The organism is Mycobacterium spongiae (assembly GCF_018278905.1).
In the GTDB taxonomy this organism is placed as follows: domain Bacteria; phylum Actinomycetota; class Actinomycetes; order Mycobacteriales; family Mycobacteriaceae; genus Mycobacterium; species Mycobacterium spongiae.
Genome location: NZ_CP046600.1, coordinates 859,141 through 869,897 on the forward strand (window position 1 = coordinate 859,141; position 10,757 = coordinate 869,897).

8 protein-coding genes and 1 pseudogene are annotated in these 10,757 nt (G+C 65.9%); 7 read left to right on the plus strand and 2 right to left on the minus strand.

What is annotated here, in order from left to right; translation table 11 throughout:
• Positions 1–39: 39 nt before the first annotated feature.
• The 6 genes from F6B93_RS03400 to F6B93_RS03425 all read left to right on the plus strand — a co-directional run bounded on the left by F6B93_RS03400 (position 40) and on the right by F6B93_RS03425 (position 6,022).
• Positions 40–1,443: a glutamyl-tRNA reductase gene (locus F6B93_RS03400; protein ID WP_211697743.1), complete on the plus strand. Its 1,404-nt coding sequence runs from the start codon at positions 40–42 to the stop codon at positions 1,441–1,443.
• Positions 1,444–1,456: 13 nt separating this feature from the next.
• Positions 1,457–2,407: a hydroxymethylbilane synthase gene (gene hemC, locus F6B93_RS03405; RefSeq protein WP_211699245.1), complete on the plus strand. Its 951-nt coding sequence runs from the start codon at positions 1,457–1,459 to the stop codon at positions 2,405–2,407.
• Between the two features lie 21 nt (positions 2,408–2,428).
• Positions 2,429–4,120 carry a bifunctional uroporphyrinogen-III C-methyltransferase/uroporphyrinogen-III synthase gene (locus F6B93_RS03410; protein WP_211699246.1) on the plus strand — a complete coding sequence of 564 codons (1,692 nt, stop codon included), beginning with the start codon at positions 2,429–2,431 and terminating at the stop codon, positions 4,118–4,120.
• 64 nt (positions 4,121–4,184) lie between these two features.
• Positions 4,185–5,174: a porphobilinogen synthase gene (hemB, locus tag F6B93_RS03415; RefSeq protein WP_211697744.1), complete on the plus strand. Its 990-nt coding sequence runs from the start codon at positions 4,185–4,187 to the stop codon at positions 5,172–5,174.
• A gap of 12 nt (positions 5,175–5,186) precedes the next feature.
• Positions 5,187–5,738 (plus strand): DUF3093 domain-containing protein, encoded by a 552-nt coding sequence (locus F6B93_RS03420; RefSeq protein WP_211697745.1) that lies wholly within the window; start codon positions 5,187–5,189, stop codon positions 5,736–5,738.
• Complete coding sequence (locus F6B93_RS03425) at positions 5,735–6,022, plus strand: hypothetical protein (RefSeq protein ID WP_211697746.1); 288 nt, start codon at positions 5,735–5,737, stop codon at positions 6,020–6,022. The genes F6B93_RS03420 and F6B93_RS03425 overlap by 4 nt, the downstream gene beginning before the upstream one ends.
• Before the next feature lie 535 nt (positions 6,023–6,557).
• On the opposite strand, the pseudogene F6B93_RS03430 reads toward F6B93_RS03425, so the two are convergent.
• Positions 6,558–6,851 (minus strand): annotated as a pseudogene (locus F6B93_RS03430) (PE family protein); the annotation flags it as partial.
• Between the two features lie 269 nt (positions 6,852–7,120).
• Here F6B93_RS03430 and F6B93_RS03435 point away from each other — a divergent pair.
• Positions 7,121–10,375, plus strand: a complete 3,255-nt coding sequence (locus F6B93_RS03435) for a helix-turn-helix transcriptional regulator (RefSeq protein ID WP_211697748.1) — start codon at positions 7,121–7,123, stop codon at positions 10,373–10,375.
• Positions 10,376–10,485: 110 nt separating this feature from the next.
• Here the strand turns inward: F6B93_RS03435 and F6B93_RS23680 are convergent, their stop codons facing one another.
• Complete coding sequence (locus tag F6B93_RS23680; protein ID WP_425518490.1) at positions 10,486–10,665, minus strand: hypothetical protein; 180 nt, start codon at positions 10,663–10,665, stop codon at positions 10,486–10,488.
• Positions 10,666–10,757: the final 92 nt, after the last annotated feature.

The following is a 10,757-nucleotide window of genomic DNA, read 5'->3' on the forward strand; positions in this document are numbered from 1 at the left end:
CACTGCGGAAAGCAAGGGGGCTGGCCAGGTGATGCGGCTGTGAGCATCCTGCTTTTCGGGGTTTCGCACCGCAGTGCGCCGGTCTCTATCCTGGAACAACTCAGCATCGACGAACCCGACCAACTCAAGATCGTTGACCGGGTGCTGGCCTCGCCGCTGGTCACCGAGGCGATGGTGCTCTCGACCTGTAACCGCGTTGAGGTGTACGCGGTAGTCGACGCCTTCCACGCTGGACTGGCGGTGATCGGGCAGGTGCTTTCCGAGTATTCCCGGATGTCGATGGGCGAACTGACCAAATACGCATATGTCCGATACAGCGAAGCCGCCGTTGAGCACCTTTTTGCGGTTGCCAGCGGGCTGGATTCGGCGGTGATCGGCGAGCAACAGGTACTTGGTCAGGTGCGCCGCGCCTACGCTGCCGCCGAGGCCAACCGGACCGTCGGCCGGGTGCTTCATGAAATGGCCCAGCGGGCGCTGTCCGTCGGCAAGCGCGTGCACTCCGAAACGGGGATTGACGCCGCCGGTGCGTCGGTGGTGTCGGTTGCTCTTGGAATGGCCGAACGCAAACTCGGCAGGCTGGCGGACAAGACCGCCGTCGTGGTCGGCGCGGGCGCGATGGGGGCACTCTCGGCGACGCACCTGACTCGTGCCGGAATCTCCCAGATCCACGTGCTGAACCGGTCGTTGTCACGGGCGCAGCGGTTGGCGCGCAAGACCCGCGATTCGGGCGTGCGAGCCCACGCACTGCCTCTTGACCGCCTGGCCGAGGCGCTGGCGGATGCCGACGTGGTGGTCAGCTGTACCGGGGCGGTGAGCCCGGTGGTCTCGCTGGCCGATGTCCACTACGCGTTGGCCGCGTCGCGACGCGACGAAGCCACTCACCCGCTGGTGATCTGCGATCTGGGTATGCCGCGTGACGTCGATCCCGCAGTCGCGGGCCTGCCCGGGGTCTGGGTTGTTGATGTCGACCGCGTGCAACACGAACCGTCGGCCCATGCCGCCGCTGGAGACGTGGATGCGGCCCGCCACATTGTGGCGGCCGAAGTGGCCACCTACCTGGCGAAGCAGCGGATGGCCGAGGTTACTCCGACCGTGACGGCGCTGCGCCAACGCGCTGCGGATGTGGTGGAAGCCGAGTTGCTGCGACTGGACAACCGGCTGCCCGGCCTGCACAGCGCCCAGCGCGAGGAGGTGGCCCGCACGGTACGCCGGGTGGTGGACAAGCTGTTGCACGCGCCGACTGTACGAATCAAGCAGTTGGCCAATGCCCCCGGCGGCGACAGCTACGCGGAGGCGCTGCGCGAGCTTTTCGAACTTGACCAGACGGCCGTCGATGCCGTCGCCACCGCCGGCGAATTACCTTCGGTGCCAAGCGGATTCGATGCCGAAAGTCGCCGCAGCGTCGGTGATTTGCAGGGTGGCCCACAGCAATCCACCGAGTAGCCGATTGACCCACGTGATCCGGATAGGTACCCGGGGGAGCCTGTTGGCTCGGACCCAGGCTGCACTCGTCAGGGACGCATTGATCGCCGGTGGCCACCCCGCCGAGTTGGTCATCGTCAGCACGACAGGCGACCGGTCGTCGGCGCCAATCGAGAGCCTTGGTGTGGGCGTCTTCACCACGGCGTTACGCGAGGCTATCGACAATGGCCGAGTCGACGCGGCCGTTCATTCGCACAAGGATCTGCCGACCGCTGAGGATCCACGATTCTCGGTGGCCGCGATCCCGGTTCGGGATGACGCCCGGGATGCGCTGGTAGCCCGTGACGGGCTGGTGCTCGGCGAATTGCCGGCTGGATCGCTCGTGGGCACATCGTCGCCCCGCCGGGCGGCACAGCTTAGAGCATTGGGTCTCGGTTTGGAAATCCGCCCCCTACGAGGCAACCTAGATACCAGATTGAACAAGGTGAGAAGTGGTGATCTTGACGCTGTTGTGGTGGCCCGGGCCGGTCTGTCCCGGTTGGGCTGTCTCGATGATGTCACCGAGACGCTGGAGCCGGTGCAAATGATGCCAGCGCCAGCGCAAGGCGCGCTCGCGGTTGAATGCCGCGCGGGTGACAGCCGGCTCGCGGCAGTGCTCGCGCAGTTGGACGACGCCGACACCCGAGCGGCGGTGACTGCCGAGCGAGCCCTCTTGGCCGAACTCGAGGCGGGTTGCTCTGCGCCAGTGGGCGCGATCGCCGAAGTGGTTGAGTCGATTGACGACGACGGCCGAGTCTTCGAAGAGCTGTCGTTGCGCGGCTGCGTGGCCGCGCTGGATGGATCCGACGTGATCCGCGTGTCTGGTGTCGGCATGTCCGCGCGTGCACGGGAGCTAGGTCTCTCGGTCGCCGCGGAGCTGGTCGAGCTGGGCGCACGGACGCTGATGTGGGGAGCGCGGCAAAACCCGCGCAAGGAAGTTGAGTGAGAGTACGTGGGAGCGACAATGATGACGCGAGGGCGCAGGCCGAAACCGGGCCGCATTACGTTCGTGGGCTCAGGTCCGGGTGACCCCGGATTGCTGACAACACGGGCCGCCACGGTGCTGGCGAATGCGGCTCTGGTATTCACCGACCCCGACGTACCGGGTCCGGTTCTGGCGCTGATCGGCAAAGATCTTCCGCCGGTGTCCGGTCCGGCGCCGGCCAAGCAGGATGCCGGGACTGTCGATGCGGGTGGTTCGGGAGGCGGCCAGGCGTCACCGACGGTGATGTCTGGTGGTCCCGAGATCCGCCCGGTGCTGGAGGAATCCGCGGACGTTGCCAAGGCGCTGGCTGCTGAGGCTCGTGCAGGTGCTGATGTGGTGCGGCTAGTGGCCGGCGATCCGCTCTCGGTGGATGCGGTGATCGCCGAGGTAACCGCTATCGCGCGCACCAGCCTGCACCTGGAGATCGTGCCAGGCCTGGCCCCGACGAATGCGGTGCCGACGTATGCGGGACTTCCGCTGCGTTCGTCGCACACGGTTGCCGACGTGCGCGGCGATCCCAAGGACACCGATTGGGAGGCATTGGCGGCAGCGCCCGGTCCGCTGATCCTGCAGGCGACTGGGCCGCAGCTGGCTGACGCGGCCCGCACTCTCATCGAGCACGAGCTAGCTGAGTCCACGCCGTGCGTAGTTACCGCGCAGGGCACCACCTGCCAGCAGCGTTCGGTCGAGACGACCCTGGAGGGACTCACCGACCCCGCCGTGCTCAGCGGGACCGAGCCTCCTGGATTCTCCTCCGGAAGTGGCGGGGACACCCAGAATTTGCCGTTGGTGGTCACCATCGGCAAGACCGTCGCCAGTCGGACGAAGCTGAATTGGTGGGAGAGCCGCGCGCTCTACGGCTGGACCGTGCTGGTTCCGCGCACCAAGGACCAGGCTGGCGAGATGAGCGAGCGGCTGACGTCGTATGGCGCGCTGCCGCTCGAGGTGCCGACCATTGCCGTAGAGCCGCCACGCAGCCCCGCCCAAATGGAGCGGGCCGTGAAGGGTCTCGTCGATGGCCGTTTCCAGTGGGTGGTGTTCACCTCTACCAACGCAGTGCGGGCGGTGTGGGAGAAGTTCGGTGAATTCGGTTTGGATGCCCGCGCGTTCTCCGGGGTGAAGATCGCGTGCGTGGGCGAGTCCACGGCTGATCGGGTCCGTGCTTTTGGAATCAGCCCCGAGCTGGTGCCCGCCGGCGAACAATCCTCGCTGGGTCTGCTCGACGATTTCCCGCCCTATGACAGCATTTTCGACCCGGTGAACCGGGTGTTGCTGCCGCGCGCCGACATCGCTACCGAGACGCTGGCCGAGGGTCTGCGCGAGCGCGGCTGGGAGATCGAGGATGTCACCGCCTACCGGACCGTGCGGGCTGCACCGCCCCCGGCGGCCACCCGCGAAATGATCAAGACGGGCGGGTTCGACGCGGTGTGCTTCACCTCGAGCTCCACGGTACGAAACCTGGTCGGTATCGCCGGCAAGCCGCACGCGCGGACCATCATCGCTTGCATCGGGCCGAAAACCGCCGAGACGGCCGCCGAATTCGGTTTGCGGGTGGATGTCCAGCCCGACATCGCCGCGGTCGGGCCGTTGGTTGACGCCCTGGCCGAACACGCAGTCCGATTGCGCGCCGAGGGCGCGTTGCCCCCGCCACGCAAGAAGAGCCGCAGGCGCTAGTGACGACCGCAAGCGCGGCGACGACCGCAAGCGCGGCGGAGCCGGGCGCGGCGGGTTCTCAGTCATGAGTGTTCGTGGCTACCCGCGGCAGCGACCGCGCCGGCTGCGCTCGACGGCGTCGATACGCCGATTGGTGGCTCAGACCTCTTTGGAGCCACGGCATTTGGTGCTGCCCATGTTCGTCGCAGACGGAATCGATGAGCCGCGGCCGATCGCCTCGATGCCGGGCGTAGTGCAGCACACTCGGGATTCGTTGCGCAGCGCGGCCGCGGCGGCGGTCGCCGCAGGGGTCGGCGGGCTCATGCTGTTCGGCGTCCCGCGCGACGAGGATAAGGACGGTTCTGGGTCGGCGGGTACGGACCATGATGGCATCCTGAACGCCGCGCTTCGCGACCTTGCCAAGGATCTTGGTGAGGCGACGGTATTGATGGCGGACACCTGTCTGGACGAGTTCACCGACCACGGGCACTGCGGGGTTCTCGATGATCGGGGCCGAGTCGACAACGATGCCACCCTGGCCCGCTATATCGAACTTGCAGTGGCTCAGGCCGAAGCTGGCGCCCATGTCGTTGGGCCGAGCGGGATGATGGATGGCCAGGTGGGCGCGATCCGTGACGGCCTGGACGCGGCCGGCTATACCGACGTAGTGATCATGGCCTATGCGGCCAAGTTTGCCTCGGCGTTCTACGGTCCATTCCGCGAGGCAGTGAGTTCGAGCCTGTCGGGTGACCGTCGTGCCTATCAGCAGGACCCAGGAAACGTCGCCGAAGCACGGCGCGAGATCGCGCTGGATCTTGAGGAAGGCGCCGACATCGTGATGGTCAAACCCGCGATGGGGTATCTCGATGTCGTCGCTGCGGCGGCCGAGATCTCGAGTGTGCCGGTCGCCGCCTATCAGGTCTCGGGGGAGTACGCGATGGTGTGCGCGGCGGCGGCGCATGACTGGATTGATGAGCGCGCGACGGTGCTCGAGTTACTCACCAGCATCCGCCGTGCCGGGGCGGACATCGTGCTTACCTATTGGGCGGTGGCTGCGGCGAATTGGCTCGGGTGATGGAGGCTTGACATGACACCGGAGAGGGATACGAGGTCCGAGACATTGTTCTATGAACCCGGCGCCAGCTGGTATTGGGTGCTGACCGGGCCGCTGGCTGCGGTGTCGATGCTTCTGATCGAGATGTCCAGCGGCGCCGGGACGGGGTTGGTGACTCCGGCGATATTTCTGGTGATGGTGTCGGCGTTCGTGGGTCTACAGGTGAAGGCGGCGCGGATCCACGCGTCGGTCGAGCTCACCGAAGATGCGCTGCGCCAGGGCACCGAGACGATCTTGGTGGCCGAAATCGTCAAAATCTATCCAGAGGCACAGAATTCGGTGGATTCCGGGATGCCGGTGGAGAAGTGGCAATCGGCGCGCGCGCTTGGCGAACTGGTCGGAGTACCGCGCGGCCGGGTCGGGATCGGCTTAAGGCTGTCGCAGGGCCGAACCGCACAGGCCTGGGCGCGCCGCCATCGCCAGCTGCGCGCGGCGCTGACCCCGCTGGTTCAAGAACGGGTCGGGCCCGCCCGATCGGATATCGCCGAGACTGACAATGACGGCGAAACCGGGTCAGACCGGTGACCGCGCGCTACCGGGCTCTCGTCGAAATCGCTCTGGCGATTGCCGCGCTGGTGTGCGTTGGGCTGAGCTGGTCGCGGACCCGTTCTACGGTGGCGGTCGCGCCCGTCGCGGACGGGGAGCCGGTCACCCTGTCGGTGGTCTACCACCCGCAGCAGCTGGTGCTGACATTGCTCCTGGCCACCGTGGCCGGGGTGTTGGCGGTGGTCGCGATGGCGCGACTGCGGCGGGCCCGGTCTGGACCGAATCCGATCGATGCTGTGCACTCAAGCGCGGACCCGACCTGAGTTGCCGCTTGCCGCAACGGGTTCAGCGGCTCAATCTTCAGCGTGCCGTTCGGTAACTCATTTGGCGTTCCTGCATAGTTCATTCGCTAAGACCTGACTTGGCTCACGTTGGAGTCTGTTCGCGTCGTTGCGGGTCGTTGCCCTGGGTTTTGTTCTCGGTCGGGGCGAAATTGGACCACTAAGATCAGGCCGTAGGCTGCCCGGGTGGCTTACGTGCGCACCGTGAAGACGTCCTCGGGGGCGACGGCGGTGCAGGTCGTGTATCCGTTGGCGCAAAGGGTCCCGCTCGATCGAGTACATCGATTCCGCCCACGATGACGTTGGGTTGGCGGCCTGAAGGCCGCCGCGGCGAGCGGTTGGCGGCTGGGCAGACCGAGTGGATCTGGGGTTGTCGCGCGGTGTCGGGTCGGGCGCGTTGCCGATCGCTTGCTCTGCGGTCGCTGAACGGCAAGCATCGCTCGGATTGCGCACAGATCTTCGCGAGCGTACGCGAGTTGCCGGCGGCGGCTGGCGGCGACGGTGTAATGATCAACTACACTGGCGAGGCGTTGGTGGCCTCAGCGCTCGCATAGGAGCCGGCGCCCGCGGTCAACGTTTTTACGAATTGCTCATGAAACCCTGCCGCCTGGGCGCAGGTTGCCTGATGGGCTTGCGCGTACTGCCCGAACAACGCCGCGATGGCCGCCGACACTTCATCGGAGCCGGCTGGCGCCACCGCTGTGGTCGGGGCCGCCGCAGCGGTGTTGGCAGCGTTGATCATCGACCCAATGCCGGCCAAATCCGAGGCAACAGCAACGAGCGCCTCCGGCGCCGCGATCACAAACGACATTGGATACCTCCCTAAACGGGGACCGAACCGATAGTCGTGGCCAAACCAAGAGGCCACCACAATCCCGTCGCATCGAGTGTGTGGCTTTGATCGGGTGAAATCCATCCGTCGGTTCGCGTATGTATGCGCCGCCGGGGGTCGTAGACTTGCGCCATAGGCGGGGTGGTGGTAGCCGCGGGCGCTGACTGGTTATTGCGGCTTCTTGCCAGCTCAGGGCGGCTATTGGTCCTGGGGGCGTACGCACCGCCGATGAATTGGAGCTGGTGCGCGTGACTGAACCGCTGACGACGGGAACGGTGACGCTTCTTCTCGCGGATGTTGACTGCTCCGCACGCCTGTGGCACACCCAACCCAGCGAGATGGCGGCCGCCAGCGCTCGTCTAGATGACGCAGTGGCCGACCTCGTCGGGGTCCATGGGGGAGTACGGCTAGTCGAACAAGGTGAACAGGACAGATTCGTGGCCGCGTTCACCCGTGCCAGCGACGCGGTGGCGTGTGCATTGGAGTTGCAGCAGGCGCCGTTGGCGCCGATCCGGTTGCGCATCGCGGTGCATACCGGCCAAGCGCGGTCACGCGACGAAGCTATCTACGCTGGTCTGGCCACCAACCGGACCGGGTGCCTGAGAGATCTGGCTCATGGTGGCCAGACACTGCTGTCAGGTACGACAGAGCAGCTAGTCGCTGACTGGCTACCGGATGATGCCTGGCTGATCGACCTGGGCAGCCATCAACTGCCCAACGTACCCCGGCCAGAACGGGTGGTGCAGCTATGCCATCCCAGCCTAGGTGACAAGTTCCCGCCCTTGCGGACCGGTAAAAGTGGTGACACGCACAATCTTCCGGTGCACCTGACCAGTTTTGTGGGCCGCGGCCCGCAAATGACTGCAGTGCGAAACCTGTTGGTCGACAACCGGCTTGTGACGCTCACAGGCGCCGGTGGTATTGGCAAGACACGCCTTGGCGCCGAGATAGCCGTGCGCACCTTGACCGAGTTTCCCGACGGTGTCTGGTTTGTCGATCTGGCGAGGACTACCGATCCCGCCCTTGTTTCGGTCGCGGTGGCGCGTGCTCTAGGCCTTCCCGATCGGCCGGGCATGACAATGATCGAGGCGCTGGTCGGGTTCGTGGGCGAGCGCCAGATGTTGCTGGTGCTGGATAACTGCGAACATCTGCTCGCCGCGGCTGCATCCCTGTCGGTCGACTTTTTGGGCGCTTGTCCTGGGTTGAAGCTGTTGGCAACCAGCCGGGAGCCCCTGAGCGTGCCCGGCGAAGCAACGTTTGTGGTGCCATCGCTATCGCTGGCCGACGAGGCCATGGAATTGTTCGCCGATCGGGTTCGCCGCGTTCGCCCCGATTTCGCAGTGACCGAGGACAACGAGGCTGCCGTGTCGGAGATCTGCCGGCGGCTCGACGGCATGCCGCTGGCGATCGAACTGGCAGCCGCGCGGGTGCGGGCGTTGTCGCTCGAGGAGATTGTCGCCAGCCTCGATGATCGGTTCCGTCTCCTGACTGGAGGTGCGCGCACCGCCTTGCGCCGCCATCAGACGTTGCGCGCCTCGGTCGATTGGTCGCATGCGTTGCTGACCGAGGACGAGCGCATCGTGATGCGTCGGCTGGCGGTGTCTGTGGGTGGGTTCGATCTGGATGCGGCGCAGGCAGTCGCCAGCGGCACCCACATCGAGGATTATCAAATTCTCGATCAGCTGGTCTTGCTCGTCGATAAGTCTTTGGTCGTTGCCGAAACCACTAGCGGCCCTACGCGCTATCGGTTCCTGGAGACGGTGCGACACTACGCATTGGAGAAACTGAGCGAGGCCGGTGAAGCCGACGAGGTGCGAAACCGTCACCGCGATTACTACACCTCTCTGGCGGGCTTACTCGTTGCCCCAGCACAAAGTGACTACGAACAACGCGTGGCGCGCGCGTGGAATGAGATGGACAACTTCCGTAGCGCATTTGGGTGGAGCCTCGAGACCGGCGCGATTGGGCGGGCGTTGGAGCTTGCGTCCTCGCTGGAGCCGCTGTGGCAGTCGCACGGCGGGATCCAGGAAGGGCTGGGCTGGCTGGACACTGCGCTCGCCGAAATGGATGCGCCTAATGTGGTCCCGGAAGTCCGTGTGCAAGCACTGGCCAGCCGGGCAACACTCCTCTCTTTGGTGGGCGTAGCGGCAAACGTTGAGGAAACCGAAGAGGCCCTGACCATCGCCCGAACCCTGGATGACAGGGTCTCGTTGGTGCGGGCGCTGATGGCCCGCGGCTGCGCCTCCATTGATGACGCCGACGCGGCCGGGCCGTACTTCGCCGAGGCGGTCAACATTGCCCGGGAAGTAGGCCATTCGTGGCTGCTCAGCCAAGCGCTCTTCCGGCAGACCACGCCAGGGGTAATCACCGGCGACTTGGCCGCAACGGTCAAGGCCGCCGAGAAAGCGCTCGATGCCGCGGAGGCGACGGGCGATCGATTCGCTGCCCGTCATTGCCGCTTGCTCGAGGGAATCGAGATGTTCCAGCAAGGTGATTTGGCAGCGGCGTTGGCGCCGCTCGGCGAGGTGATCGACGAAGCGACCGCGGCGCAAGACGAGATGTTCCGGGTTTATAGCCTGGCAGTCCAGGCCATCGTGCGGGCGTTTCAAGGCGACGCGGGCAGTGCTCGGGCTTGTGCCGACGCCGCCCTGGACGGCGGCGCCGAACTTCTCGAGTTCCACAAGGGCGCGGCGCATGCGGGTGTTGCGGTCGCGTGCCTGGCCGCCGGCGATGCGGTTGCGGCAGCGCGGGCCTGCGAAGAAGCTCGGCAGCTCACCGGGCTGGAGCCGGTGACGGTCGGACTTTACGTGTGGGCGGCCCTGGGGCCGCTGGGCTGTGGCGACCTTGCCGCGGCCCGTCGCTGGGCCAACGATGTCGTGCAGGCGACACAGGGCTCGTTTCTGGCTTTGGCGCTGTCGACCCGTTCGCGCGTCGCGATGGCCCAACGTGACCTGAAGCAAGCCGAACACGACGCCCTTGATGCGCTCGCAATCGCAGCCCGTATTCGGGGGGGTACCCTTGTCGTTCCGGACGCTCTCGAATGTCTTGCCGATTTCGCGTGCGATGTCGGCAATCACCACGACGCGGCGAGGCTGTGCGGCGCGGCCGCCACCGCCCGGCTGGGCATGGACGCGGTGCGGTTCAAGACACTTGGCGAAAGCTATGCGGCCATGGTGCGAACAGTGCGTGAGGAATTGGGAAACGACGACTTTGACATCGCGTGGGCTGAGGGCGCAGCCTTGTCGACGGAGGAAGCCATCGCCTACGCCCAGCGCGGTCGCGGCCCACGCGAACGCAACCGTCCGGCCAACGGTTGGGCGGCGCTAACTCCGACCGAAGTCCAAGTGGTGCGGCTCGTCGGTGAAGGGCTGGCCAACAAAGACATCGCCACCCGGCTCTTCGTTTCACACCGGACCGTCCAGGCGCACCTCACGCACGTATACGCAAAGCTCAAGCTGACCTCGCGTATGGGGCTCGTCCAAGAGGCAGCGCGCCACGCCTGACCGTCGGTGCAAGATTGGGTTGCTGCGGATTTGGTGGCTCGGCAGGATGGCCGCGCGGGTCGCTGCCACACAGCCGTAGCTGTCTGCCGCCACAACCGAGCCCGCCGCAATCACCGATCACGTGGCCCACATCCGACGGTCCTCGCGACTCCTGCTGGCCAGTGCGGCAATGCCGACGCCTGCTGCCGAGGCGCACTGTGATGGCCCGCGATCGTGGCCGCATCCGCAGCGCTGATCTCCTGGTAGTTGCCCTCAGCAGCTGCAATCGTCGGCGCGTTGTGCCCTAGCACATTAGACAGCTCGGACGAATCAGCTCCACTCGAGGCGGCTCTGATGTGACGGCGCGGCCAGCCAAGACCCGCTCGCGGACTAGTCGGACAAG

What these genes read in the sequence shown, in the direction of transcription:
- F6B93_RS03410 (WP_211699246.1), top strand. Translation starts at nt 2,429, where the DNA reads ATGACGCGAGGGCGCAGGCCGAAACCGGGCCGCATTACGTTCGTGGGC.
- hemB (WP_211697744.1), top strand. Translation starts at nt 4,185, where the DNA reads ATGAGTGTTCGTGGCTACCCGCGGCAGCGACCGCGCCGGCTGCGCTCG.
- F6B93_RS03420 (WP_211697745.1), top strand. Translation starts at nt 5,187, where the DNA reads ATGACACCGGAGAGGGATACGAGGTCCGAGACATTGTTCTATGAACCC.